A 24,736-nucleotide genomic window follows, 5' to 3' on the forward strand; every position below is an offset into this window, starting at 1 on the left:
CTTAGCATTTACACCGGGTTTGAGAGTAGGGGAAAAATTTTGTTGCGAAGATGATGTACTCATTATACCAGTTCGAGCGATGACGCCATGCCGAAAGCGCGCGGGCGGAGAGGAGCTGCGAACACCCATGTCGATTATCGTGACATACCGTATCGAAACGCCCGGCAGCGTGGAGGCGATGGCAAGCAAGATCGCCAGCGATCAGTCGACGGGAACCTTCGTTGACGTGCCGGGCGAGACGGAAGAGCTGAAGGCGCGTGTCGCAGCCCGCGTTCTGGCGATTCGTCCGCTCGAGGACGCCGGGCGCCCGACATGGGAGGAGCCGGGCTCTGACAAGCGACCGATCCGCCGGGCGGATGTCGATATCGCCTTTCCGATGGATGCTGTCGGCACCGATCTTTCCGCCCTGATGACGATTGCTATCGGCGGCGTTTACTCGATCCGCGGCATGACCGGCATTCGCATTGTCGATCTGAAGCTGCCGCAGGAGTTCCGCAGCGCCCATCCCGGGCCTCAATTCGGCATTCCCGGTACGAAGAAACTGACGGGCGTCGACGGACGGCCAATCATCGGCACCATCGTCAAGCCGGCGCTGGGTCTGCGTCCGCATGAGACGGCAGCACTTGTCGGTGAGCTGCTTGAATCCGGCGTCGATTTTATCAAGGATGACGAGAAGCTGATGAGCCCTGCCTATTCGCCGCTGGAAGAGCGGGTGAAGGCGATCATGCCGCGCATCCTCGACCATGAGCAGAAGACCGGCAAGAAGGTGATGTACGCATTCGGCATTTCCCATGCCGATCCGGACCAGATGATGCGCAACCACGACATTGTGCTGGAGGCCGGCGGCAATTGCGCCGTCGTCAACATCAATTCCATCGGTTTCGGCGGCATGAGCTTTCTGCGCAAGCGTTCAGGCCTCGTGCTGCACGCCCATCGCAATGGCTGGGATATCCTCACCCGCGATCCCGGCGCCGGCATGGACTTCAAGGTCTACCAGCAATTCTGGCGCCTGTTGGGTGTGGACCAGTTCCAGATCAACGGCATCCGCATCAAATATTGGGAGCCGGACGATAGTTTCGTGGAGTCGTTCAAGGCGGTGACCACGCCGATGTTCGATCCTTCCGATTGCCCGCTGCCGGTGGTTGGCTCGGGGCAGTGGGGCGGGCAGGCGCCGGATACCTATCGGCGCACCGGGCGAACGACCGATCTGCTCTATCTCTGCGGCGGCGGTATCGTCAGCCATCCAGGCGGCCCGGCGGCCGGTGTTCGTGCCGTGCAGCAGGCTTGGGAAGCGGCCGTCGCCGATATTCCGCTGGAAGACTATGCCCGCACGCATCCGGAGCTTGCCGCATCGATCGAGAAGTTCGCCGACGGCAAGGGAGCATGACGGTGGATAAGCTGCTTCTCAGCTATTACGGCGATGATTTCACCGGCTCGACGGATGTGATGGAGGCGCTGGCCTCGAATGGCGTCGAAACCGCGCTCTTTCTCGGCATTCCCAGCGATGCCATGCGGGAGCGCTTCAAGTCCTGCCGCGCCATCGGCATCGCCGGCACCAGCCGCAGCGAGACGCCGGAGTGGATGGAAGCCAATCTCGGCCCGGCTTTCACATTGTTGAAGAGCCTTGAAGCCGACATCTGTCACTACAAGGTTTGCTCGACATTCGATTCCAGTCCGAAGGTCGGGAACATCGGCAAGGCGATCGAAATCGGCAAGGCGCTGTTCGGCCAACCCTTCGTGCCGGTTGTCGTCGGGGCGCCGCAGCTCAAGCGCTATACGGTGTTCGGCCATCTGTTCGCGGCCTATCAGGGGCAGGTCTATCGCATCGACCGGCATCCGGTGATGAGCCGTCACCCCGTCACGCCTATGGATGAGGCCGATCTTGCAGTGCATCTGTCGAGGCAGACCGCGCTGCCCGTCTCCGTCGCCGATCTTGCGGCGCTCGCGTCAGTCGGTGCGGATGCGGTTTTGGATCAGCTGGCGGCAAAAGCGCCGGGCATTCTGTTGCTGGATGTCAATAGCGCGACGTCGCAGGCTGCTGCCGGCCGCCAGCTCTGGCGGTTGCGGCAATCCGGTGCCTTTGTTGCGGGATCATCCGGCGTCGAGTATGCGCTGCTGGATGCCTGGCGGGCGGAAGGGCTGATTGGCGAGCGTCCGCAATTCACGTCACCCGGAAAAGTCGATCGGCTTGCCGTCGTTTCCGGCAGCGTTTCGCCGACCACCGAACGCCAGATCCGCAATGCGCTGGAAAATGGCTTTGACGGCGTGTCGCTCGATCCGCTCGCGCTCGTGGGCGAGGATGGAGAGCGGGCGATTGAAGGCGCCGTCAGCCGGGGCATCGGTATCCTGAAATCCGGTCGCAGCGCCATTCTCTACACGGCTCTTGGGCCGGGGGCTGATCAGGGAGCGGATATCGATCGCCTTCCCGATGCCCGCCATCGCCTCGGCCGGGCTCTCGGCACGATCTTGCGCCGTCTCGTCGATGCGGAGGCGCTGCCGCGCGCCGTCATTGCCGGTGGCGATACCTCCAGCCATGCCCTGAAGGAGCTTCGGGTCGAGGCGCTGACCATGCTGTTTCCGCTGCCGCAGACGCCGGGCTCACCGCTGTGCACCGCCTATGGCGACCACGCGCCGACCAACGGCCTGCAGATTGCGCTGAAAGGCGGTCAGATCGGCACGGATGGCTACTTCGCCCAGCTGCGCGACGGGCGCGGTGAATGAATTAATTTTCGGCTTAATGATGTAGTGATTGACTCATCATACCAGTAGCGCTAAAACGCAGCCAATTCTTTTGTGAGGACAACATGACTTCTATCGCACTGTTCGGCGCTGGCGGGAAAATGGGCTACCGGCTCGCCAAGAACCTCAAGGGTTCGCGCTTTGACGTTCGCCACATCGAAGTAAGCGAAGCGGGCAAGGCTCGCCTCCAGAACGATCTCGGTGTGTCGTGCGTCGACGCGGACACCGGCCTTGCGGGCGCCGAAGTTGTGGTGCTTGCCGTTCCTGATACGCTGATCGGCAAGGTCGCGGCCGGCATCGTCGACAAGCTCGTCGCCGGCACCATCGTCGTCGTGCTCGATGCCGCTGCTCCCGCAGCCGGCCATCTGCCGAAGCGTGACGATCTTACCTATTTCGTGACGCATCCCTGCCATCCGCCGATCTTCAACGACGAAACCGATCCGGCCGCCAAGCGCGACTTCTTCGGTGGCGTTGCCGCCAAACAGCATATCGTGTCCGCGCTGATGCAGGGTCCTGAAGAGCACTACGCGCTGGGCGAAGAAGTGGCCAAGGTCATCTGGGCACCGGTCATGCGGTCGCATCGCGTCACGGTCGAACAGATTGCTCTGCTGGAGCCGGGTCTTTCCGAGACCGTCTGCGCATCGCTGCTCGTCGTCATGCGTCAGGCCATGGATGAGTGCGTTGCCCGTGGTGTGCCGAAGGAAGCTGCCCGCGACTTCCTGCTCGGCCACATGAACGTGCTCGGCGCGGTCATCTTCGAAGAGACGCCGGGCGTCTTCTCCGATGCCTGCAACAAGGCCATCGAATTCGGCATTCCCGTCCTAATGAAGGACGACTGGAAGAAAGTCTTTGAACCCGAGGAGATCGCTGAAAGCATTCGGCGCATCACCTGACGTCAGGGCCTCGCGCCCGCAAACCCCTTCGGCCCCGCTGGGAACGGGGCCGTTCATTTCACACCTGGGAGGAAACCACATGAAACTGACACGCAGACTGACACTTGCGGCTTTCGCCGGCACCCTTGCACTCGGCGTCGCGATGCCGGCCTTCGCCGCCGATCTCATCGCCATCATCACCCCGTCGCATGACAACCCCTTCTTCAAGGCGGAAGCTGTCGGTGCCGAAGCCAAAGCCAAGGAACTCGGCTACGAGACCCTCGTTCTCGTTCATGATGACGACGCCAACAAGCAGTCGCAGCTGATCGATACCGCCATCGGCCGCGGCGCCAAGGCCATCATCCTCGACAACGCAGGTTCGGAAGCGTCTATCGCAGCCGTTCAGAAGGCCAAGGACGCTGGCGTTCCCTCGTTCCTGATCGACCGCGAAATCAACGCCACCGGCGTTGCCGTTTCCCAGATCGTTTCCAACAACTATCAGGGCGCGCAGCTCGGTGCCGAAGAGTTCGTCAAGCTGATGGGCGAAAGCGGCAACTACGTTGAACTGCTCGGCCGCGAAGCCGACCTCAATGCCGGCATCCGCTCCAAGGGCTACCACGACATCATCGACGAATATCCGGAAATGAAGATGGTCGCCCAGCAGTCGGCCAACTGGAGCCAGACGGAAGGTTACTCCAAGATGGAGACCATCCTGCAGGCAAACCCTGATATCAAGGGCGTTATCTCCGGCAATGACACGATGGCCATGGGCGCGATCGCAGCGCTTCAGGCTGCCGGCCGTAAGGACGTGATCGTCGTCGGCTTCGACGGTTCCAACGACGTTCGCGACTCGATCAAGTCGGGCGGCATCAAGGCAACCGTGCTGCAGCCGGCTTACGCCCAGGCTCAGATGGCTGTCGAGCAGGCTGACACCTACATCAAGACCGGCAAGGGCCCGGCTGAAGAAAAACAGTTGATGGATTGCGTTCTCATCAACGCCGACAACGCTGCCAAGCTCGAAACCTTCGCGCTCAAGGACTGATCCTCCCAATGGATGCGCGCAGGGCGGACGCTCTCTGCCCTGCGCGTCTTTTTGGCTATACGGAGTGAGTTACATGCCGAATTTCCGGGCCGCTGCTGCAATCTCGCTTGCCATCACGCTTGTGTTGCCCGGCTGCAAGATCATCAAGACCCCGACGGCTGAAGAGGCCGCCGCCGAAGCGAGTGGCGGTTTCGCGCCTGACAAGCAGGTTGCCGACCTCTGGGACAGCAAAGTCATTCCCTTCCTTCAGCAGCGCGCGGGAATCTTTCAGGAGGTATTCGCGCTTTCCAAGTCCGACCTCGATGCCGCCGCTGCCAGATACGGCCACAAGGAAAAGGACGGGACCGCGCCCTGGACTTTTGCTGCCAAGGTCTCCGGCACGATCGTCAAGGCGGAAACGAAATCCCGCGCGGCCTATCTCGAAGCCGACGTCGATGGCGATGGCAAGGGCGATGTGCGCATCCAGATCGGCCCGGTCATCAAGGGCACGGCGATCCGCGACAGCCTGGATTTCGTCAATTTCAACGAGTTCAAGAACCAGATCCAGTGGGCCGAATTCGGCAAGGCCTTCAACACCCATGTCTACGGCCTGACGCTGGAAAAGCTTTCGCGTGAAGGGCTCGAGGGCAAGAAGGTTGAAGCGCTCGGCGCTTACCCGCTGCCACCGACCGGTCAGCCGGCTCTCTTGACGCCCGCGACCCTGACGATCGGCGGCTGAGATGGTGGACAATCACGAAACCATTCTGCGGCTGGACGATGTCACGAAGGTCTATTCGGGTATTGTCGCGGTCAAGCACGCGACGCTCGAACTGAAGAAGGGCGCGGTCAACGTCCTCGTCGGCGAAAATGGCGCTGGCAAGTCGACGCTGATGCGCATGATCGCCGGCGTCGAGAAACCGTCTCTCGGCCGAATCCTGCTCGATGGGCAGGAAGTCGAGTTCCATTCACCGGCCGATGCGCAGAAGCACGGCATCGGCATGGTGTTTCAGGAGCTGAACCTGTTCGGCAATCTCTCGGTCGCCGAAAATATCTTCGCCACCCGCGAGATCACCCGCGGCCTGCGTGGCATCGACCACAAGGCGCAGGTGGAACGCGCCAATCACTTCCTCGACAAGCTGGATGCCGGCATCAGCGCCGAGACCATGGTCGAGGATCTGCCGATCGGCCAGCAGCAGCTGGTCGAAATCGCCAAGGCGATCTCGCTCGATACCCGCATTCTCATTCTCGACGAGCCGACCTCGGCGCTTTCGGCAGCGGAAGTCGATATTCTGTTCAAGGTCATCGGCGAGCTGAAGGCGCAAGGGGTGGCCATCGTCTATATCTCGCATCGGCTGGAAGAGCTGATGCGGATCGGGGACTACATCACCGTTCTGCGCGATGGCCAGATCACCGGCCAGGCCATGGTCAAGGACATCGACACCAAATGGATCGTCCGCTCGATGATCGGGTCGGACGCCAAGGACTTTTCCAAGTCGGTGGATCACAAGCTCGGTGCGGAAGCGTTTCGCGCCGAAGATATCTGCCTGCCGCGCAAGACCGGCGGCCTTGCCGTCGATCATCTGTCAATTTCGGTTCGCGCCGGCGAGGTGCTTGGGATCTACGGCCTGATGGGGGCAGGGCGCAGCGAGTTCTTCGAATGCGTGATCGGCGCGCATGCCCACTCGACCGGCAAGATTTTCGTGGCCGGCGAGGAGATCGTCGCCAAGGATACCTCGACCCGCATCAAGAAGGGACTGGCGCTGATCCCGGAAGACCGGCAGCGGGAAGGTCTGGTTCAGGTTCTCTCCATCGCCGCCAACCTGACGCTGGCGAGCCTGGAAAAGTTCGTGAAGCTCGGCTTCCACATCTCCGGGGATCGCGAGCAGTCGGCGATCAAGGAAGCGATCGGCAATCTCTCGATCAAGGCGCCGAACCCGGATTTCGACGTCACCTCCATGTCCGGCGGAAACCAGCAGAAGGTCGTCATCGGCAAGGCGCTGATGACCAATCCCAAGGTGTTGCTCATGGACGAGCCGAGCCGCGGCATCGATGTCGGCGCCAAGGCGGACGTCTTCCGCACCATGCGCAGGCTCGCAGGCGAGGGGCTGGCCATTCTGTTTTCGACGTCCGACCTTGAAGAGGTCATGGCCCTGTCGGACCGGGTTGCCGTGATGAGCAATGGAAAGATCACGACGATCCTCGACCGTTCGGAGGCAACGGAAGAGCGCATCGTCAAGGCCGCATCCGAAGGACACAAGTCGGCCGGCAACAAATTCTTAGAGGAAACCGCTCCATGACCACTGCAACCGCCACGGGGAAGGCCCCGGCAGCCGATAGCGGCTCCATCCTGCTGACCCTGATGAAGGCGCGCACATTCATCGCGCTCTTCGCCGTGATCGTATTCTTCTCGATTTTCGCGCCGAACTTCCTGTCGACCGCGAACATCATCCTGATGTCCAAGCACGTTGCACTCAATGCGTTTCTCGCCATGGGTATGACCTTCGTCATCATCACCGGCGGCATCGACCTGTCGGTCGGCTCGATCGTCGGTCTCTGCGGCATGGTGGCCGGCGGCCTCATCCTTCACGGCATCGATCTGCAGATCGGCTACACGATGTATTTCAACGTGCTCGAGGTGTGCCTGATCACGCTCGCCGTTGGTGTTGTCATCGGCGCCGTCAACGGCTTGCTGATCACCAAGCTCAATGTCGCACCGTTCATCGCGACGCTGGGCACGCTTTATGTCGCCCGCGGCTTCGCGCTGCTGTCGTCGGATGGCCAGACCTTCCCGAACCTCGTCGGCAAGGAAGAGCTTGCGACAACCGGCTTCGGTTTCCTCGGCTCCGGTCGCGTCATCGGTCTGCCGGTTTCGATCTGGATCCTGATCGTCGTGGCGCTGGCAGCCGCCTATCTCGCGAAATACACACCGATTGGGCGTCAGATCTTTGCTGTCGGCGGCAATGAGCGTGCGGCGCGCATGTCCGGTATCCGCGTCGATCGCGTCAAGATGTTCGTTTACATGTTCTCGGGCTTCTGCGCGGCGATCGTCGGTATCGTCATCTCCTCGGAGCTGATGGCATCGCATCCGGCAACGGGCAACTCCTTCGAACTCAACGCCATTGCGGCAGCCGTTCTCGGTGGCACCTCGATGTCCGGCGGTCGCGGCACGATCGGCGGCACGATCATCGGTGCCTTCGTCATCGGTATTCTTTCGGATGGTCTCGTGATGATGGGCGTTTCCTCCTTCTGGCAGATGGTCATCAAGGGTATCGTGATCATCGTGGCCGTGGTGGTAGACCAGGCCCAGCGCCGCCTGCAGCAGCAGGTGACGCTGATGCAACTGGCGAAGAAGGGCTGATAGCAGACGGCTACCCCTCACCAAGCGCGTCCAGTGATCGGCTTTCGCCTCTCACGGACTTGCTATCCTCTCCCACAAGGGGAGAGGAAAGGGGTGCCACAAACGACGTGCTTGTTTGAGGCAAAGTTGGTGCTACGGGTATTCCTCTCCCCTTGTGGGAGAGGATACGAAGGCCGGGCGAGCAAGGCGAGCCCTTGGCCGAAGTTGGTGAGGGGGCATTCCCCAGGGAGTAAATTGCAATGACCGATCTCAAGGGCGCCCTCATCGGCTGCGGCTTTTTTGCCGTCAATCAGATGCACGGCTGGAAGGACGTGGATGGCGCCTCGATCGTCGCAATTTGTGATCGCGACCCGGAGCGGCTTAAGATCGTTGGCGACCAGTTCGGCATCGAGCGTCGCTACGCCGATGCGAATGCGATGTTCGCCGATGGCGGCTTCGATTTCGTCGACATCGCCACGACCGTCAACAGCCACCGCGCGCTGGTTGAACTTGCTGCGTCCCGTAAGGTCCCGGTGATCTGCCAGAAGCCTTTCGCGCCGACATTGGCCGATGCAAAAGCCATGGTCGCGGCCTGCAACACGGCCGGCGTGCCGCTGATGATCCACGAGAATTTCCGTTGGCAGACGCCGATCCAGGCCGTGCGCAAGGCGCTCGACAGCGGCGCGATCGGAACGCCGTTCTGGGGGCGCTTCTCCTTCCGCTCCGCCTATGACGTCTTTTCCGGCCAGCCCTATCTCGCGGAAGGCAAGCGCTTTATCATCGAGGATCTCGGCATCCACACGCTCGATATCGCCCGCTTCATCCTCGGCGATGTGACGAGCCTTTCGGCCCGCACGAAACGGGTCAACCCGAAGATCAAGGGCGAGGATGTCGCCACCATCCTGCTCGATCACGAAAACGGCGCAACCTCGATCGTCGATGTCAGCTATGCGACCCGCCAGTCCGTCGAGCCATTCCCGGAAACGCTGATCGAGCTTGACGGTACGGAAGGCTCGATCCGCTTGACTCAAGGGTATGAGCTTCAGGTAACGAATGCCGAGGGAACGACCAATACGGATGTTGCCCCGACGCTGCTCTCCTGGGCCTCGCGTCCATGGCACAACATTCATGAAAGCGTCTACGCCATCCAGCAGCATTGGGCCGATTGCTTGAAGGCCGGCAAGGAAACGTCGACGTCAGGCGCCGACAATTTGAAGACTTTTGCCCTTGTCGAAGCCTCTTATGAAAGCGCTGAAACCAAAGCGACCGTCGAGATCGGAAAGCTGCTGGCATGATGGATGACAAGCTTGCCTTCTCGCTTTTCGGAACCACCAGACGCGAGACGGAGCCGCGCATCCTGAAAGCCGGCAAGCTTTCTCTGCAGCTTGCTGGCGGCAATCTGCGGATGATCTGCTATGATGGCGCCGAGGTGTTGCGGGCGGTTTCCTATCTGGTGCGTGACCGCGACTGGGGCACCTATGATCCTGTCGTCTCGGATATGCAGGTCGAGGAAGGGCAGGACGGCTTCTCCGTTTCCTACAAGGCTCGTTGCGACGGACCGGGTGGCACTGTTCTCGATATCACGGCCAAGATCGAGGCGGATGCCGCCGGGCGGCTGACCTTCCGGGGGGAGGTAAGCTCGTCCACCGGGTTCGAGACCAACCGCTGCGGCTTCTGCATCCTGCATCCGATCGTCGGCGTGGCGGGTACGCCGGTCACAGTCGAGCATGTCGATGGCTCGGTGGAAGACACGAAACTGCCGGATCTAATCGATCCCTGGCAGCCCTTCAAGGATATGCGTGCGATCACCCACACGGCGCTGCCCGGCGTGTCCGTCGAGTGCCGCATGGAAGGCGATACGTTCGAGATGGAAGACCAGCGCAACTGGTCGGACGCCTCTTGCAAGACCTATGTGCGCCCGCTGGCGCTGCCATGGCCCTATACCATCTCGGCGCATCAACCGGTCATGCAGCAGATCACGCTGACGATTTCCGATAGTCGCGCACCATCAGCTTCCCAAGCTGACAATGTCGGCGAAACCGTCGTTCGGATCGAGCCGGCTGAGGGCGAGGGCACGATGCCCGCGATCGGCCTGATCATAACGCCGGAAGAGGCAAAGGCGAGCCTTCGCGCACTTTCCGAGCCGGATGCCATCAAGGTGCAGGAGTTGCTCTTTCACTTCGATCCGCTGGCCGGTCACCAGGGTGAGGCCTTTGCGGATTTCGCCGCCATCGCGGCACGTCATCTGGGCACGACGAGCCTCGAAATCGCCGTTCCCTGCCAACGCTCGCTGGATGACGAGCTTCAGGAGATTGCGGCCGCCATGCGTAGCGCCGGCTTTGCACCGGATGCGGTGATGGTCTGCCCGGCGATCGACCGTCAATCGACGCCGCCCGGCAGCAAGTGGCCGGATTGCCCGCCGCTCGAAGATGTCTACGCGGCTGCTCGGAAAGCCTTTCCCGGCATACGTATTGGCGGCGGGATGCTGTCTTATTTTACGGAGCTTAACCGCAAGCGCGTGCCGGCCGGCGACCTCTCTTTCATCAGCCATTGCACCAACCCCATCGTTCATGCCGCCGACGACATCAGCGTCATGCAGACACTGGAGGCCTTGCCGTTCATCACCAAATCCGTCCGGGCGATCTATGGCGACAAACCTTATCGTCTTGGTCCCTCTACCATTCCGATGCGCCAGAATCCCTATGGCAGCCGCACGATGGAAAACCCCGATGGCGGACGCATACCCATGGCCAATCGTGACCCGCGCCATAATGGCCAGTTCGCGGAAGCCTTTGCCATGGGGTACGCGATGCAGGTGCTGGATGCCGGCCTGGAAACGCTGACGCTTTCGGCTTTGACGGGACCATTCGGGCTTTTCGCCGGGGACAACGAGCCGGCAGCCCCCGGTGGCAGGCGTCCGCTATGGAATTCCGTCAAGGCCCTCTCCGGATGGGCGGGTGCCCGCTGGCAGCGCTGCAAGTCCACCGATCCGGCATCCGTCCTGGCTTTTCAGGTGACGGAAGCGGCCGGACCCAAGAGCATCGTGCTCGTCAACATCACCCCCAAACAGATGAGCGTGGATCTGTCAGCTTTCGGATCAGGTCAGACTACGGTGCTCGGGCCTTACGAGGTGAAAAAGCAAGGCGCCGAAGTGGCGCTTTGATACTTCCCTGTTTTCCGCAATCCGCTGAAGCGATCAAGGTTCGCTGCACGGCTACAACGTCGTGAAGATGAAGATCGGTGGCGTGCCGCCCGATCGTGACTGGTTGCAGTTCGACTGTGCCATCACTTAAGGTCTCGTCGAATATCTAAGCACGCTGGACATGCTGAAGGCCCATGGCTGGTCGCCATCGCTCTGCATTCCGCAGGGCGACCATCAGATGTCGCTCAATATCGCAGCCGGCCTCGGTATCCGCAGTAACGAAAGCTATCCGGACCTGTTCCAGTCCTATGACGTGTTTCCGGATGGCGTGAGGGTTGACGATGGCAATATCCTGATGCCGGAAATTCCCGGCATCGATATCGACATCGAGGGTAAATCCGACCCCCTTCGCGAAATGTGCGCTTTGTCTGCGTAATGGAACGTGCGGCCTCAATTTTTAAAAAGGCCGTTCCTCTCGGTATCGCTGCTGGTTTTCTAGCCGGCGCTCAAGATGTGCGGTGGAGCGCGTTGATCCTTGCCATCTTTACCCCGTCAAAGTTCCAGCTTTCGGGTCACCCGCCAGCGATCTTCTTCCATCTGTTCCAGTCGCCAGGACTTCTGCGAAATAGCGGTTCCGCGGCTGGTCCGGTAGGCGTCGATCGTCAGTGTCATGCGCGTCCGATCAAGACGTTTCGCTTTTGCTCCAACCACGGTTCCATCGCTGAATTCGACGGGGACGAACCCGTCTTCCGGCTCTTGATCGATGCGCGCCGGGCAGCCGGGGTAGGCGTGGCTATCCATGATCCGGATCATGTTCTTGCTCCTTTCGATCTTCACCGCCAGCGGATTGACTGCGGATATTTCTTCGTATACGAAACAATATATGGAGAGAAGCGGGAATGACAATCTCCATTGAACGCAACATCAGTGGGTACGGTTGCTGCCGTGCCGTGGAAGAGGTTTCCATGTATTATTTCGCCTATTGCACATGGCTGCATGACATCGAGATCGCGCGGTTCATGCCGCAGGCAAAGCCGGTCACCAAGGCATATGCCGCAAACCATGCGCTGCGTTTCCATGCCGCCGGCGATCGCACGGATCGCGGCTGGTGCCATTTTCTCAACACGGCGGATGCCTGGGGCGAGCGGGCCTATGGCGTCGTGTTCGAGCATGACGACGCGCATTTTGCCGAAGACTACGACGACTTCGAGCGTTGCTGCGTCACCGTTTACGGTGACGATGGCAAACAGTACGATTGCTGGACCTATCGCCTGATCCGCCCGGGTGTTGCGATGCGTCCGCCGAACTTCTACTGGGAGCATATCCCGGCCGGCCTGAAGCAGTGGAATTTCGCGCCGGAGTATATCGCCAAGGTCCAGTCGGTATTCGACAAGGCCGCCGAATGCCCGCGCGCCGACCGTCCCAATCCCTCGGCCGTTCCCGGCAAGGGCGCCGAAACGCGCTGATCTTTAAAGGCTGCGCCGGGGGCGGCGCAGCCTCAATCCATGCCGACTGCGAAGAAAATCAACAATCACAGGGGTACTGCAATGAAACATGGGATCATCACAAAATTCGTTCTGGCCGCCACAGCGGCCACGCTCTTCGCGAGCACGGTTTTCGCCGGCGAAGGCGCCAAGCTTGTGCCGGAGCCTGTCCGGGCCGCGGGCAAGATCACGGTCGGCTCGCAGCAGACCTTTCCGCCCATCGAGTTTCGCGAACCCGGCGCATCGTCGGTAACAGGCGCCAGCGCCGATCTTCTGACCGAGATCGCCAAGCGGCTCGATCTCCAGCTTGAATATGTCCAGGCGGAATATGCCGCTCTCATTCCCGGCATCGAAGCCAAGCGCTTCGACGTCGCCTCCGGGGGCATCAGCGATACGGAAGAGCGGGAGCAGAAGCTCGACTTCGTCAACTACATGCAATCCGGCGGATCTGCCATGGTGCGGGCCGAGGACGCCGATGCCTACAAGACCATTGCGGATTTCTGCGGCAAATCGGTTGCGACGCTTCTCGGCAGTCGTGTCATCATGGCCAAGGTCGAGGAGGCATCGGCTGCCTGCACGGCTGGCGGCAAGGCCGAAATCCGTGCGGAACAGCTTCCCTCCGCTCCGGATGCCCGCATGCAGCTCGATCTCAAACGCGTCGACGCCTATCTCGGCGACTTTCCGGCGCTCGTCTATATGGGCGCTCAGTTCCCCGGAAAATACGCCATCGTCGGCGGCAACTACATGCTGACGCCCTACATCACCTCCTGGGGCTTTTCCAAGGACAATACGGGACTGCGCGATGCCGTGAAGGTGACGTTGCAGGAAATGCTGGCTGATGGTGCCTATAAGGCGATTATGGACAAATGGGGTGTCGGTGGCGCTCTGCTGCCCGAGATCACCATCAACCTGCCGGCCAGCAAGCGCTGAGGCGAAGGAAGGGCATGGCCATGACGCAGCGTCACCTCGCCTCCGAACTGCCGATCGTGCATCGCCGCCGCTGGGGAGCCTGGCTCCTCGGCGCCGTCGCCCTGCTGGCGGTGGTGACGATCGTTCATGCCGGCATTCGCGCGCGGATCGTCAACCTCGGCGTCTTTGCCGATTACATCTTCGATCCGCTTATCGTGATGGGGGCGGTCAACGCCCTCATGCTCGGTACCCTGGCCTTGTTCATCGCCACGGTGATCGGTTTCGTGGCGGCGCTGATGCGGGTCAGCGGCAATCCCATCCTGGTCGCGATCTCCTCGACCTATGTCTATCTCTTCCGCGGTACGCCGATGCTGATCCAGCTGATCTTCTGGTTCAATGCCGTGCCGATCATGTTTCCCTCGATCACGATCAGCCTGCCGTTCATGGCCGAGCCGCTGGTCTCGACGCCGACGACGTCGCTAGTGACGCCGTTTCTTGCCGCTCTCGCCGGTCTCAGTCTGGCGGAGGGTGCCTATATGAGCGAGATCATTCGCGCCGGCATCCTTGCGGTCGATAAGGGGCAGCGCGCCGCGGCAGCCGCGCTCGGCATGACCCAGCGGCAGGTGCTGACGCAGGTCGTCATCCCGCAGGCCGGCCGTATCATCATTCCGGCGGCAGGCAATCAGTACATCATGCTGCTGAAATCGTCCTCGCTCGCGTCCGCCATCGGTTATCTCGAGCTGCTGCGTGTCGCGACCGACATTTACTCCTCCAATTTCCAGGTCGTCGAGCTGCTGGCCGTTGCTGCCTTCTGGTATCTGGTCATGACGGCGTTTGCGACCGCGATCCAGACCGTCCTCGAAAAGGTATTTCCCCAGCGATGAACACCGCACCCACGCAAACCCACGCCGTCTCGGTGGTCGGCGTCTCCAAGAAATGGGGCCCGATCTCCGCCTTCACCGATGTCAGCTTCGATGTGCCGCAAGGCGAAGTGGTCGCGTTGCTCGGTCCTTCGGGCGCTGGCAAGTCCACGCTTCTGCGCTGCGTCAACCACCTCGAAACGATCTCTGCCGGCCGGATTTACGTGCATGGCGACCTGATTGGCTACCGCCTCGGTGATCAGGCGCTTTACGAACTGTCGGACGTCGAGATCAGCCGGCAGCGGCAGAAGATCGGCATGGTTTTCCAGCACTTCAACCTGTTCAAGCACATGACGGCGCTGCAGAACGTCATGAGCGGTCCTGTTCACGTTCTCAAGAAACAGAAGGCGGAAGCCGCGAGCCTCGCGCTGGCACTCCTGGACAAGGTGGGCCTGAAAGCGAAGGCCAGCGCCTATCCTTCGGAGCTTTCCGGTGGCCAGCAACAGCGTGTCGCCATCGCAAGGGCGCTTGCCATGCAACCGCGCGTCCTCCTGCTCGACGAGCCGACCTCCGCACTTGATCCGGAACTGGCGCAGGAGGTCGTCGAGACGATCCGCAAACTGGCCGAAGAGGGCCAGACCATGCTGATCGCCACGCACGACATGGGCATTGCCCGCGACGTGGCCGACCGGGTGATCTTCATGGAGGGAGGCCGGGTCGCCGAGGATGCGCGATCCCGGGATTTCTTCACGGCGCCGAAAAGCGACCGAGCCAAGCAGTTCCTGTCCAGGCTGCTGCCTGCCCATTAGCAACTACAGCCCTGCTGTTCATGCCGGCCGCCCGCCTGTCCGTGAGGCGGCATGGCTGACCGCATTCCAAAGGAAAATCGAAATGTCCCCGCTCTTCAACACGCTCCATCACGTCTGCATCGTCGTGCACGATCTCGAAAAGACGGTTGCCTATTACGAGAGCCTGGGGGTCGGTCCCTGGTTCGACTATCCCAAGAAGGGCGCCTATCTCGAATTTGAGGTGCCCAACAAGGCGGCATCGGATGCGATGCGCTACAAATGCTGCGATCTTGAGAATATGCAGATCCAGCTTTGCGACCCGGGCAAGCTGGATTCGCCGCAGAAGCGCTTTCTCGACGAGCGCGGCGAGGGGGTCTACCATCTCGGCTTCGAAGTGGCCGATCGCGACGCGGGGGAAGCCCAGGGGCGCGCCTTTGGCCTCGATGTTGTGGCGCGCGGAAAGCGGGCGGACGGCTCCGGCTTCTGCTATTTTGATACGCGCGAAAAGGCCGGTATCGTGCTCGAAATCCGCAAGTCCTGACGCCGGGATGAACCGTCATCTTTCCAGCGCCGGAACGGCGATGAATATCGGCGCCCTGGTTCGGGGACGTGAAAGCATTCTCCTGTGTCTGGCCGCCATGCTGCTGTTCGCCGCGTCGGATGTGATCGCCAAACATCTCTCTGAGACGTTCCATCCGCTGCAGATCGCATGGTTTCGCTATCTTGCGGCATCGATCCTGCTTGCGGTCGTCTGCCTGAGATCGGGCCTGCCCGCGCCAAGCGCGGCATCGGCGTCGCAGGTTATCCGGGGCGTCGGCATGGCCGGAGCGACAATCCTGCTGATTGCCGCGCTGAAGCTCCAGCCGATGGCGGAAGCGACGGCGCTGGTGTTTATATCTCCCGGCCTCGTCACGCTGCTCTGCGTCTTGATCCTCAAGGAGCGCGTGCCTGCGCGACGTTGGCTGGGCGTCGCCGGAGGGCTTCTCGGGGTGCTGGTTATCCTGCGTCCGGGTTTTGCAGGCTACAATCCCGCCGCCTTTTTTTCGATCGGGTCCGCGGCCTCCTGGGCGACGGCCCTGGTGATGACGCGGCGTGCCGTGGTTGCCGACAGCCTGGCAACGACGCTCGCCTATTCCGCCCTCACGGGTTTCGTGCTGCTGTCGCTGGCTTTGCCGTTCGTTTTTCAGGAGATGAGCTTTGAACAGGTGGTGCTGTCCTGCGCGACCGCCGGTTTGTGGCTGGCAGCGCACGTCGCGATCGCCTTCGCCTACAGGCGGCCGGAGGCACAGGTTTCCCGGCTGGCGCCCGTCTCCTACACGCATCTCCTGTGGGCCACCGGCATCGGCTACCTCGCCTTCGGCACGATACCCGATGCCATGACCGTGGCGGGATCGGTGCTGATCGTCGCAAGCGGACTGGCCGCCCTGAAGGGGGACCGGCCGGCATGAATGTAAACTGCAGAGGAGTATCGCGATGACAAACGTGCTTTTGATCGGAGCTGGCAATATGGGGTTCGCCATGTTGCGAACCTGGGTCGGCATCTCCGGTTTCGGTTTATCCGTCGTGGAGATGCATGAGGCTTTTCGCGAGAGAGCGCAGGCTATCGGCGCAGATGCCTATGCCGATCTCTCCGATCTGCCCGCCGGCTACCGAGCCGATGTTATCGTCCTTGCCACCAAACCCCAGACAATCGCCGAGGTTGCCGTGCGCAGCGCGGACCATCTGCGCGAGGGCGGGCTGGTGATTTCCGTTGCGGCGGGTATCACCATCGACACGATTGGCCGGAGCATTGGCAGGGACGCGGCGATCATCCGCGCGATGCCGAACACGCCAGCCGCCATAGCCGAGGGCATGATCGTCTGCTGCGCGAGCCTCCACGCAACGCAGGCGGATCGTAATCGCGCAACGACGCTGCTTTCGGTCGTCGGTCGCGTCGCCTTTGTCGAGGACGAGGATTTGATGGACGCGGTCACGGCGATTTCGGGGTCCGGGCCGGCTTATGTCTTCTACTTCCTGGAAACCTTCAGCGCAGCCGCCCGGTCCCTGGGCCTGTCGGATGATCTTGCGATGACGCTTGCCAAGCAGACTGTTTTCGGTGCCGCGAAGATGGCACTGGACCCGGATGCAGACCCAGCCGACCTGCGGGTGCAGGTGACCAGCCCGAATGGAACGACGGCAGCCGCTCTGTCTGTTTTGATGGATGTCCGACATGGTCTGGCGCCGCTCCTTCAAAACGCGACGGAAGCGGCGCGGCGACGGTCGCGGGAATTGGGCCTGCCGTCATCGTGATGCACCATTTGGCATCCGTGCAAAACGCACGCAGCGCGCCATTGCTTCGTACACGAAGATATATATTGAATTAGACTTTTAACCGTTGGTCCCGCGAAAGGAAATATTCATGGCAGTCAGAAAGACCTCCGCCGGCGACTTCATGGCATCCGACGTGCGAAACCGCCTTCGAAGCATGATCCTTGGAGCCGAGCTGAAGCCCGGACAGCGGCTTGTGGAAGACGACCTGTGCGAACGTCTGGGGGTCGGGCGTACACCCGTGCGTGAGGCGCTGCTGTTGTTGCAGGGAGAAGGTTTTATCAGCCGCGAAAGAGGCTGGGTCGTCGAAACGGTGGATCGCAGCCAGGTCAGGGCGATTTTCGAAAGCCGGGCCGCGATCGAGGCCGCCACGGCACGGCTTGCCGCTCGCCATGCCGAGGCAAGCGAGCTTGATGCCATGGCAGAGCTTGTGGAGGCCATGGAGCCTGGCGAGACACTGACGCGCAGCGAACTGAACAGCCTCAACACCCAGTTCCACAAGACGATTATCGCGGCATCGAAGAATATGTTCCTGGCCCAGTTCCATGAGCGGACCCTGTTTCACTACTGGATGCTGCGCGTGCCGATCCTTTTTTCCGAAGCCGAGGTGAGGGAGACCAATCTCCAGCATCGAAGAATTCTTGCGGCGCTGGTCGGTCGCGACGAGGAGGAGGCGGAGAGGGCTGCCCGCCATCACGTCGAGGCGACGATGGCGATCGTCGAACCAGCCATCGAACTCTAGCTTTTTCTGCAGCACACGGTTCGCCGTCGTTGCCAAACCAGAGACATACAGGGGTGAAGGATTGCCTGATCTCGACAAGACAGACCGCCGCATATTGACGGTCCTTCAATCGGAAGGCCGTATCACCAACAGCGAGCTTGCCCACCGTCTCGGTATTCCGCAGACCTCGATGAGCGACCGCTTTCGTCGGCTTCAACGGGATGGCTTCATCACCGGTTTTGGCTGCAGGCTTGATCCGGCGCTGATCGGTTTCGATCTCCTCGTCTTCGTTGAGGTTCTGCTGGACAAGACGACGCCGGATGTTTTTGAAAAGTTCGCCCGCGCCGTGCGCCTCGCGCCGGAGGTGCTGGAGTGCCACATGGTGGCCGGGGGCTTCGATTACCTTATCAAGACAAGGCTGCCGAACATGACGGCGTATCGCCGCTTTCTTGGCGAAGTCGTACTTGCCTGGCCGGGGGTATGCGAAACGCGCACCTATGCGGTCATGGAGGAGATCAAGACCGACGGAGCCTTGCCGCTATTTCTGTAGCGGTGATTGGAAAAGGGGCGCTGCGCCCCTTTTCTGCATTTCAGGTCCTGTGATGCTCCTGCGTGCTCAGGCTGCGGGCTCTATCTCGGCCCCCAGATAGAGCTTACGCATGGCCGGGTCGTCGAGCAGGTCACGGGCGCTGGCCGTCAGGGCCACCTGTCCCAGCGACAGGACATAGGCGCGATCGGCGATGCCCAGCGCTTCGAAGGCATTCTGTTCGACCATCAGGATGCACAGGTTCTCAGTGTCGCGGATCACCGCGATGGCATCGAAGACCTCGTGCATCATCAGCGGCGACAGGCCGGCGGAAGGCTCGTCCAGCAAAAGAATCTCCGGGCCGGCCATCAGCGCCCGCGACAGCGACAGGATCTGCCGCTCGCCGCCCGAAAGCGCCGACGCCTTGCGGTTCTTTTTGCTGGCAAGCGCCGGATACTGCCGCATCAGGGCATCGAAGCGCTTTTCCTTTTCCTGTCTGCCCAGCAGCCGCGCGCCCAGCATGATATTTTCAGATACGCTCAGCGTGCCGAACACGTTGTCGGTCTGCGGCACATAGCCGACCTTGTGGTGGCGCACTTTTTCATGGATCGGAACGCTGGCCACGTCCGTTCCATCAAAGGTGATCGTGCCGGCGCGCGGGCGCACATAGCCGGCAATCGTTTTCAGAAGGGTCGACTTGCCGCAGCCGTTCGGCCCGAGAATGGTCACGATCTCCCGGCGGTTCGCCGTCAGCGAAATGCCGGTGAGAATATCGGCACCATCACCATAACCAGCGCGAATGTTTGTTGCTTCGATCATAGCGCAGTCTTTCCCTTTTCCACGGCCTTGCCGAGATAGGCCTCGACAACCCGCGGGTTGTCTTCGAGTTCGTGCGGAGCGCAATCGGCAATGATCTCGCCGCGATCGAGAACCACGCAGCGCGAGCAAAGGTCGCGAATGAAGAGCATGTCGTGCTCCACCACCCGAATGGCGACGCCCGCATCCCGGTAACGCTTGAGGATCGTGACCATGTCGGCCCTCAGATTGGGGTGAACGCCGGCGGTCGGCTCATCCAGGCAGAGAAGCTTCGGCTTGCTGCGAAGTGCTGTTGCCACGGAAAGCAGCTTATTCTGCCCGCCGGAAAGGGCTGCCGCCGGCAGATCGGCCACATGCGTCAGCCGGAAGGCTTCCAGCAATGTCTCCAGTTCCTCGTCGAACCGAAAGGCCGAGAAGATGGAGCCGAGCCCCGCCTTGCTGCTGGCACCGGCCTGCAGCACCTCGCGAACCGTCATCTTGTGCGGCATCGACGGCAGCTGGAAGGTGCGCACGAGGCCGTGTGCCGTCGCCCGCTGCGGTGAGGCATTGGTAATGTCGGCATCGGCAAGGCGGATGCTGCCGCCATCGGCCGGCAGGAAACCGGAGATGACATTGAGCGCGGTGCTCTTGCCGGACCCGTTGGGGCCGAGCAGGCCGACGATCTCGCCGGGTGCGATGCTGAAGTCGACGGCGTCCAGAACGCGGTGCGCACCGAAGGACTTCGAGACGCCTTTGATATCGAGAAGCTTAGCGGCCACGGCTGCCTCCTACCTTTTCGGGGAACAGGCCCTTTGGGCGCCAGAGAAGGAAGGCCAGCAGACCGCCGCCGACGATGACGAGCCGTGCGGCTGCGACGAAATCGGTTGGCAGGTCGAGCGCATCCTTGACGAACGGAACATAGGCCATGGCGAACTGCATGACGATGGCGCCGGCGACCACGCCCCAATTGTTGCCGATCCCGCCGATGATCACCATCGACCAGATCAGGAAGGTTTCGGGAGACATCAGCTGATCCGGGCCGACGAAGGTCAGGTAGTGCGCATACAGGAAGCCGGCAAAGGCGGCGATGGCGCCGCTGATCAGCATGACCGTGCGGCGAATGGCATCGAGATCGTAACCGAGCGAGCGGGCGAGCTGCGGCTCTTCGCGCATCAGCTTCATCGCAAGCCCGAACGCGCTTTTGACGATGCGTTGGCAGATGAACCAAGCCAGCACGAGGACGAGTGCATAGAGCGCGAGGCGCGGCACGCCGTCATAAGGCTTCAGGTCTGCAAACAGCAGCGGAAGACCGGATATGCCCTGTGCGCCGCCCGTCAGCGCCTGTTCGTTGGTAATCGAGATGCGTAGGATCTCGGCGATCGAAAGAGTGGCGATACCCCAGTAATCGCTGGAGAGCTTGCGACCAAGGCGGGCGTAGAACAGCGCCAGAAGCGCTGCCATGGCGAGGCCGGCGGGCAGGCCGGCAAGGGGATGCCAGCCCATGCCGCTGGCCAGCGCCGCCCCGTAGGTGCCGCAGCCGAAGAGCGCGATCAGGCCGAAATTGACAAGACCGGTGAAGCCGGCCTGCAGATTGAGGCTGAGCGCCAGTACACCGTAGAGGCAGGCGATCGAAGCCACATGGATGAAGAAATCAAACACGGTTGACCTCGCTGGTAAACAGGCCGCGGGGGCGGAAAAGCAAGAACACCACGAGGATGGCAAAGGATGCGACCGGAGCGTAGCTCGCCGGCAGGAAGTAGAAATCCTCGCCGATGAAGGGCCCGATATTGGTGTTGGTGATGACGGTTTCGGCGGCTGCGATGACGATCGCGCCGACGACCGCACCGAGCGCATTGCCAAGGCCCCCCAGGATGGCGGCGGCGAAGACCGGCAGCATCATGTTGGTGCCAAGGTCGATGCTGACGCTGCCGCGCATGGCAAGCGTGATGCCGCCGAGGGCGGCGAGCATGCCGGAAAGGAAAACGACGATATTGGTGACGCGGCGCGTATCGATGCCTGTTGCGGCGGCAAGCACGCCGTTGGTTGCCGTTGCGCGCATCTCGCGGCCAAGGCTGGTCCTGAACAGGATAAGTGCGAACAGGCCGAGCGCGACCGTGGTGAGAACGAGCGTCGTGACCTGATGATCGGTGATCCGCGCGCCGAGGATGCGCATGGCCGGAGAGACCTGCAGTTTGAAACGGTAGGCCGTCGGGCCGTAGGCCAACAGGAAGACAGCCGAGAGGATCATGCTGAGCGCCAGTGAGCCGATCAGGGCAATGGCGGAGTCGGATTTCAGCAGGCGCTCGAAGATCAGGATATTGAAGACCACGGCGAGAAGGCCGACGAACAGCGCGGAGGCGAAGCCGGCGACAAGGAGCGGCAGGCCGGCGGCATGCAGCGACATGGCAACGAAGGCGCCGACCACGGCATATTGTACGAGCGCGACATTGGGAAACTTGATCAGGGAGTAAACGGCGCTCAAAGCAACGGCGATAAGGGCCAGATCGACGGACCTGATCAGGACGTCGAAGAGGAATTGGAACATGGACTTTTCCGTCTGCGCAATCCCGGCGGAGGCTGCGGCGCTCGACCCGGCATTGTGTGAAAGGGAAGGGGTCGTGCAGCCTGCGATCGGGCGATGCTGCAGACCGGAATAAAAGTGCCCGCCGCGATCGCGGTCGGGCACTTCCGGGATCAATCAATCGTAGGCGACGAGATTTTCGCCTTCGACCTTGAACTTCAGGTAGGGCTGATGGGTGCGCTGCCCGTCCGCGTCGAGCTTGATCTCGCCGGTCGCCCCCTTGAGGCCTTCCTTGCCCAAGTCCTCGATGGCCTTGAGGACCGCCGCCTTGTCGGTGCTGCCGGCCTTGTTGAGAGCTGCTGCGGCGAAGAGAACGGCGTCATGCGCATAGCCGCCATAGGCCGACAGGAAGGTCTCGCCATAGGTCTTTTCGTATTCGGTCTTGTAGGCGTCACCGCCTTCGCCGATGTAGCCGACATCCATGCCGATCAGGCCCGCCTTGAAATCGGCCGGCGTATCCTTGTTCATCATGGTGATGAGGATCGAATACCACGGCTTGCCTTCCTGCAGACCGAGTTCGAACGCTTCCTGCATGATGAGAGCGCCTTCTGTGCCGTAGGCGGTGAAGACATAGGCGTCGGGTGCGGCGGCCTCGACCTGCTGCAACTCGCGGCGATAGGTGGACTGGCCGATCGTGTACATGACGGTGGTAGCGACTTCGCCGCCCTTGGCGGTGAAATGCTTCTTGAACTCTTCGGCGACGCCCTGGCCGAAGGCATTGTTCATGGCCAGCACGGCGACCTTCTTCCAGCCGTGATCGATCACGTCCTGGGCGGCGAACTCGGTCGAAACGTTGTCGAGTCCGACGACGCTGTAGGAGGTTGCGCCGATGCCGCGCACAAGGCCGCTGGTGGAGGCCGGATTGATATGCGGCATGCCTTCCTGAACCAGATACTGGCCGAGCGGAATGGTGTTGCCGGAGGAGTATTCGCCGATGACGATCGGCACCTTGTCGACGGAGACGAGCTTCTTAGCTGCGTCGATCGCCGTCTGCGGCTTGCCGCCTGAATCCTCGACGAGGACTTTCAGCTGCTTGCCGAGAACCCCGCCATTGGCGTTGATCTCCTTGACGGCGAGTTCGATGCCGCGGCTCTGGTCCTTGCCGGTGGTGGCGCTGGCGCCCGAAAGCGGAATGACCGCGCCGATGGTGATGTCTTCGGCTCTGACCGGTGCAGTGGCCACGAGACCGGCGAATACCGCCGCAAAGGTTGCACCAATTGCAATTTTCTTCATTTTTACCCCTCTTTCCGTTGTCTAACGGGACGGGGCGAATCCTAGGCTGAAGCCGTTCGTAGCTATATACGAGATATTCAGCGATGGCCGAGGATCCTACGGGGCCTTGCACCTAGCGTTGCTTAATCTACGAGCTGGCTTTGCCTTTCCCGCGAAAGGACATCCAGGTCCGCATATACCAGACCCATCATCAGGCGGTACGACGCAAAACGACCGTTGGCGGGACGAGGATATGCCGCGCCTCTTCTCGCCCCTCGATGCGGCTGAGCACGAGTTCGCTGGCGTGAAGCCCAAGCGCCTGCGGGTTCTGGTTCAGGCTTGAGAGGCCGACAAAGGGTAGGCGTGCGGTTTCGCAATCGTCGTAGCCGATGATGGCGAGTTCGCCGGGCACATCGACCCCGGCCTCGTGGCACGCCGCCATCAGGGGAAGGGCATCCAGATCAGACCAGACGAACATCGCGCGGGGCCTGTTTTCCTGGCGGAGCAGATTTACCAGTTCCTGCTCGCGCCGTTCAGGTTCGTGAGACAGTCTCATGATTCGTGTTCGATCGCCGAGGCCGAGCCGCGCCATGGCGCTCCTGTAACCGGCTTCTCGCGCCACCGACACAACGGAAGCTGGGCTCTGTCCACCGAAATAGCTCAGCATGGCAATGTCACTGTGGCCACGAGCCGCCAACGCCTCGACAGCCATCTCGGCGCCACGCATGTCGTCCGAGTTAACGGTGTCGTAAACACGGGCCTGCGGCTCGTGATGGGCAAGGACGACGATCGGGATCTGCTTGGCATATTCCGCGATCACGGCACCCGAAATCTGTGGGCCGATCAAAATCAGACCATCCATGCGGGTGTCGATCATGGACTCGATCATCGATGTCTCGATTTTCATCGCGGCCCGTCCGACCCCGACCATCGACTTGTAGCTGACCTTGTCGAGCCCGGCATCGATGCTCTCCAGCAGGACGGGGACGAAAGGATTGACCAGTTCGACGACCAAGATGCCAACAGTATAGGTCCGGCCACGCATCGCTCGGGCGGCGGTCGAGGGACGATACTTCAACAGGTCGATCGAGCTTTCCACCTTGGCCCGCAGGGCTCCCGATACCCCGTAGGCATTGCGTAAAACCTTGGAAACCGCGGCCACCGAAACGCCTGCATGCTCGGCGACATGGCGGATCGTCACACGATCCGTGGAAGTGCCAAGCTTTTGTTTTTCCATCGGTAATCTCGTCTGCCTGTAATGATCTCGATCACTATATGCAAAAAGCGCTTGCGCGGCAAATGAGTTTGTAGAATGATACACATAGAACGATACACAAAATACCGATCGCGGCGACACGCGATGCTGCAGACGGAGGGGCAGGCACCGATGGATCAACTTTCTCTCTCACCCGTGAATACGGGTCCCGCTACGCGACAGCTCG

General features: G+C 61.3%; 25 protein-coding genes and 1 pseudogene. 19 read left to right on the forward strand and 7 right to left on the reverse strand.

All coding sequences use genetic code 11. The annotated features are described in order from the left end of the window. The first annotated feature begins 127 nt into the window (after positions 1–127). From oiaX to BLX89_RS03955, 10 genes and pseudogenes are all read left to right on the forward strand, one after another. A complete protein-coding gene (gene oiaX / locus BLX89_RS03910; RefSeq protein WP_075289356.1) occupies positions 128–1,387 on the forward strand; it encodes a 3-oxo-isoapionate-4-phosphate decarboxylase OiaX in 1,260 nt (419 codons plus the stop codon). 2 nt (positions 1,388–1,389) lie between these two features. Continuing rightward, complete coding sequence (locus tag BLX89_RS03915; RefSeq protein ID WP_075289815.1) at positions 1,390–2,721, forward strand: four-carbon acid sugar kinase family protein; 1,332 nt, start codon at positions 1,390–1,392, stop codon at positions 2,719–2,721. An 83-nt stretch (positions 2,722–2,804) separates the two neighbouring features. Then, on the forward strand, positions 2,805–3,632 hold the full coding sequence (locus BLX89_RS03920; RefSeq protein ID WP_075289357.1) for a phosphogluconate dehydrogenase C-terminal domain-containing protein: 828 nt from the start codon (positions 2,805–2,807) through the stop codon (positions 3,630–3,632). Between the two features lie 79 nt (positions 3,633–3,711). Beyond that, complete coding sequence (locus tag BLX89_RS03925) at positions 3,712–4,653, forward strand: D-ribose ABC transporter substrate-binding protein (protein WP_075289358.1); 942 nt, start codon at positions 3,712–3,714, stop codon at positions 4,651–4,653. A gap of 73 nt (positions 4,654–4,726) precedes the next feature. Next, positions 4,727–5,371, forward strand: a complete 645-nt coding sequence (locus BLX89_RS03930) for a DUF2291 family protein (protein WP_075289359.1) — start codon at positions 4,727–4,729, stop codon at positions 5,369–5,371. 1 nt (position 5,372) lies between these two features. Next, complete coding sequence (locus BLX89_RS03935) at positions 5,373–6,929, forward strand: sugar ABC transporter ATP-binding protein (RefSeq protein WP_075289360.1); 1,557 nt, start codon at positions 5,373–5,375, stop codon at positions 6,927–6,929. Next, on the forward strand, positions 6,926–7,990 hold the full coding sequence (locus BLX89_RS03940) for an ABC transporter permease (protein ID WP_075289361.1): 1,065 nt from the start codon (positions 6,926–6,928) through the stop codon (positions 7,988–7,990). Before BLX89_RS03935 ends, BLX89_RS03940 begins: the two co-directional genes overlap by 4 nt. A 239-nt stretch (positions 7,991–8,229) precedes the next feature. Beyond that, a complete protein-coding gene (locus BLX89_RS03945) occupies positions 8,230–9,264 on the forward strand; it encodes a Gfo/Idh/MocA family protein (protein ID WP_075289362.1) in 1,035 nt (344 codons plus the stop codon). Continuing rightward, a complete protein-coding gene (gene apnL / locus BLX89_RS03950; RefSeq protein WP_075289363.1) occupies positions 9,261–11,132 on the forward strand; it encodes a D-apionate lactonase in 1,872 nt (623 codons plus the stop codon). Before BLX89_RS03945 ends, apnL begins: the two co-directional genes overlap by 4 nt. A gap of 76 nt (positions 11,133–11,208) precedes the next feature. After that, positions 11,209–11,547: pseudogene (locus BLX89_RS03955) on the forward strand (mandelate racemase); the annotation flags it as partial. A 116-nt stretch (positions 11,548–11,663) separates the two neighbouring features. On the opposite strand, the gene BLX89_RS03960 reads toward BLX89_RS03955, so the two are convergent. Beyond that, a complete protein-coding gene (locus BLX89_RS03960) occupies positions 11,664–11,924 on the reverse strand; it encodes a hypothetical protein (RefSeq protein ID WP_143523484.1) in 261 nt (86 codons plus the stop codon). Positions 11,925–12,010: 86 nt separating this feature from the next. Here BLX89_RS03960 and BLX89_RS03965 point away from each other — a divergent pair, with 86 nt between their 5' ends. From BLX89_RS03965 to BLX89_RS04005, 9 genes are all read left to right on the forward strand, one after another. Next, positions 12,011–12,577 carry a gamma-glutamylcyclotransferase family protein gene (locus BLX89_RS03965; RefSeq protein WP_245292753.1) on the forward strand — a complete coding sequence of 189 codons (567 nt, stop codon included), beginning with the start codon at positions 12,011–12,013 and terminating at the stop codon, positions 12,575–12,577. A gap of 81 nt (positions 12,578–12,658) precedes the next feature. After that, positions 12,659–13,525 carry an ABC transporter substrate-binding protein gene (locus BLX89_RS03970; RefSeq protein WP_075289366.1) on the forward strand — a complete coding sequence of 289 codons (867 nt, stop codon included), beginning with the start codon at positions 12,659–12,661 and terminating at the stop codon, positions 13,523–13,525. A gap of 20 nt (positions 13,526–13,545) precedes the next feature. Next, positions 13,546–14,388, forward strand: coding sequence for an amino acid ABC transporter permease (locus BLX89_RS03975; RefSeq protein WP_075289816.1), 843 nt, complete (start codon positions 13,546–13,548; stop codon positions 14,386–14,388). Further along, positions 14,385–15,173: an amino acid ABC transporter ATP-binding protein gene (locus tag BLX89_RS03980; protein WP_075289367.1), complete on the forward strand. Its 789-nt coding sequence runs from the start codon at positions 14,385–14,387 to the stop codon at positions 15,171–15,173. Before BLX89_RS03975 ends, BLX89_RS03980 begins: the two co-directional genes overlap by 4 nt. Positions 15,174–15,255: 82 nt before the next feature. Continuing rightward, positions 15,256–15,693: a VOC family protein gene (locus BLX89_RS03985; RefSeq protein ID WP_075289368.1), complete on the forward strand. Its 438-nt coding sequence runs from the start codon at positions 15,256–15,258 to the stop codon at positions 15,691–15,693. 7 nt (positions 15,694–15,700) lie between these two features. Then, a complete protein-coding gene (locus BLX89_RS03990) occupies positions 15,701–16,600 on the forward strand; it encodes a DMT family transporter (protein WP_075289369.1) in 900 nt (299 codons plus the stop codon). A gap of 25 nt (positions 16,601–16,625) precedes the next feature. Beyond that, complete coding sequence (proC, locus tag BLX89_RS03995) at positions 16,626–17,441, forward strand: pyrroline-5-carboxylate reductase (protein ID WP_075289370.1); 816 nt, start codon at positions 16,626–16,628, stop codon at positions 17,439–17,441. Between the two features lie 109 nt (positions 17,442–17,550). Then, positions 17,551–18,201, forward strand: a complete 651-nt coding sequence (locus BLX89_RS04000) for a GntR family transcriptional regulator (protein WP_075289371.1) — start codon at positions 17,551–17,553, stop codon at positions 18,199–18,201. 61 nt (positions 18,202–18,262) lie between these two features. Next, on the forward strand, positions 18,263–18,730 hold the full coding sequence (locus BLX89_RS04005; RefSeq protein ID WP_075289372.1) for an Lrp/AsnC ligand binding domain-containing protein: 468 nt from the start codon (positions 18,263–18,265) through the stop codon (positions 18,728–18,730). Positions 18,731–18,796: 66 nt separating this feature from the next. On the opposite strand, the gene BLX89_RS04010 is transcribed toward BLX89_RS04005, so the two are convergent. The 6 genes from BLX89_RS04010 to BLX89_RS04035 all read right to left on the reverse strand — a co-directional run bounded on the left by BLX89_RS04010 (position 18,797) and on the right by BLX89_RS04035 (position 24,531). Continuing rightward, a complete protein-coding gene (locus tag BLX89_RS04010) occupies positions 18,797–19,525 on the reverse strand; it encodes an ABC transporter ATP-binding protein (RefSeq protein ID WP_075289373.1) in 729 nt (242 codons plus the stop codon). Then, a complete protein-coding gene (locus BLX89_RS04015) occupies positions 19,522–20,280 on the reverse strand; it encodes an ABC transporter ATP-binding protein (protein WP_075289374.1) in 759 nt (252 codons plus the stop codon). The genes BLX89_RS04010 and BLX89_RS04015 overlap by 4 nt, the downstream gene beginning before the upstream one ends. Next, positions 20,270–21,160, reverse strand: coding sequence for a branched-chain amino acid ABC transporter permease (locus tag BLX89_RS04020; protein ID WP_075289375.1), 891 nt, complete (start codon positions 21,158–21,160; stop codon positions 20,270–20,272). The genes BLX89_RS04015 and BLX89_RS04020 overlap by 11 nt, the downstream gene beginning before the upstream one ends. Then, on the reverse strand, positions 21,153–22,046 hold the full coding sequence (locus tag BLX89_RS04025) for a branched-chain amino acid ABC transporter permease (RefSeq protein ID WP_075289817.1): 894 nt from the start codon (positions 22,044–22,046) through the stop codon (positions 21,153–21,155). The genes BLX89_RS04020 and BLX89_RS04025 overlap by 8 nt, the downstream gene beginning before the upstream one ends. Positions 22,047–22,199: 153 nt before the next feature. Further along, positions 22,200–23,315 carry an ABC transporter substrate-binding protein gene (locus tag BLX89_RS04030; RefSeq protein WP_075289376.1) on the reverse strand — a complete coding sequence of 372 codons (1,116 nt, stop codon included), beginning with the start codon at positions 23,313–23,315 and terminating at the stop codon, positions 22,200–22,202. Positions 23,316–23,505: 190 nt separating this feature from the next. Next, a complete protein-coding gene (locus tag BLX89_RS04035; RefSeq protein WP_075289377.1) occupies positions 23,506–24,531 on the reverse strand; it encodes a LacI family DNA-binding transcriptional regulator in 1,026 nt (341 codons plus the stop codon). Positions 24,532–24,736 lie beyond the last annotated feature (205 nt).

The sequence above is a fragment of the Pararhizobium arenae genome, from assembly GCF_001931685.1.
Classification (GTDB): domain Bacteria; phylum Pseudomonadota; class Alphaproteobacteria; order Rhizobiales; family Rhizobiaceae; genus Pararhizobium; species Pararhizobium arenae.

What these genes read in the sequence shown, in the direction of transcription:
- BLX89_RS04000 (WP_075289371.1), top strand. Translation starts at nt 17,551, where the DNA reads ATGGCAGTCAGAAAGACCTCCGCCGGCGACTTCATGGCATCCGACGTG.
- BLX89_RS03945 (WP_075289362.1), top strand. Translation starts at nt 8,230, where the DNA reads ATGACCGATCTCAAGGGCGCCCTCATCGGCTGCGGCTTTTTTGCCGTC.
- BLX89_RS03990 (WP_075289369.1), top strand. Translation starts at nt 15,701, where the DNA reads ATGAACCGTCATCTTTCCAGCGCCGGAACGGCGATGAATATCGGCGCC.
- BLX89_RS03935 (WP_075289360.1), top strand. Translation starts at nt 5,373, where the DNA reads ATGGTGGACAATCACGAAACCATTCTGCGGCTGGACGATGTCACGAAG.
- apnL (WP_075289363.1), top strand. Translation starts at nt 9,261, where the DNA reads ATGATGGATGACAAGCTTGCCTTCTCGCTTTTCGGAACCACCAGACGC.
- BLX89_RS04025 (WP_075289817.1), bottom strand. Translation starts at nt 22,046, where the DNA reads ATGTTCCAATTCCTCTTCGACGTCCTGATCAGGTCCGTCGATCTGGCC.
- BLX89_RS03975 (WP_075289816.1), top strand. Translation starts at nt 13,546, where the DNA reads ATGACGCAGCGTCACCTCGCCTCCGAACTGCCGATCGTGCATCGCCGC.
- BLX89_RS03960 (WP_143523484.1), bottom strand. Translation starts at nt 11,924, where the DNA reads ATGATCCGGATCATGGATAGCCACGCCTACCCCGGCTGCCCGGCGCGC.
- BLX89_RS03970 (WP_075289366.1), top strand. Translation starts at nt 12,659, where the DNA reads ATGAAACATGGGATCATCACAAAATTCGTTCTGGCCGCCACAGCGGCC.
- BLX89_RS04010 (WP_075289373.1), bottom strand. Translation starts at nt 19,525, where the DNA reads ATGATCGAAGCAACAAACATTCGCGCTGGTTATGGTGATGGTGCCGAT.
- BLX89_RS03940 (WP_075289361.1), top strand. Translation starts at nt 6,926, where the DNA reads ATGACCACTGCAACCGCCACGGGGAAGGCCCCGGCAGCCGATAGCGGC.
- proC (WP_075289370.1), top strand. Translation starts at nt 16,626, where the DNA reads ATGACAAACGTGCTTTTGATCGGAGCTGGCAATATGGGGTTCGCCATG.
- BLX89_RS04035 (WP_075289377.1), bottom strand. Translation starts at nt 24,531, where the DNA reads ATGGAAAAACAAAAGCTTGGCACTTCCACGGATCGTGTGACGATCCGC.
- BLX89_RS03980 (WP_075289367.1), top strand. Translation starts at nt 14,385, where the DNA reads ATGAACACCGCACCCACGCAAACCCACGCCGTCTCGGTGGTCGGCGTC.
- BLX89_RS03920 (WP_075289357.1), top strand. Translation starts at nt 2,805, where the DNA reads ATGACTTCTATCGCACTGTTCGGCGCTGGCGGGAAAATGGGCTACCGG.
- BLX89_RS04030 (WP_075289376.1), bottom strand. Translation starts at nt 23,315, where the DNA reads ATGAAGAAAATTGCAATTGGTGCAACCTTTGCGGCGGTATTCGCCGGT.
- BLX89_RS03965 (WP_245292753.1), top strand. Translation starts at nt 12,011, where the DNA reads ATGACAATCTCCATTGAACGCAACATCAGTGGGTACGGTTGCTGCCGT.
- oiaX (WP_075289356.1), top strand. Translation starts at nt 128, where the DNA reads ATGTCGATTATCGTGACATACCGTATCGAAACGCCCGGCAGCGTGGAG.
- BLX89_RS03985 (WP_075289368.1), top strand. Translation starts at nt 15,256, where the DNA reads ATGTCCCCGCTCTTCAACACGCTCCATCACGTCTGCATCGTCGTGCAC.
- BLX89_RS03930 (WP_075289359.1), top strand. Translation starts at nt 4,727, where the DNA reads ATGCCGAATTTCCGGGCCGCTGCTGCAATCTCGCTTGCCATCACGCTT.
- BLX89_RS03925 (WP_075289358.1), top strand. Translation starts at nt 3,712, where the DNA reads ATGAAACTGACACGCAGACTGACACTTGCGGCTTTCGCCGGCACCCTT.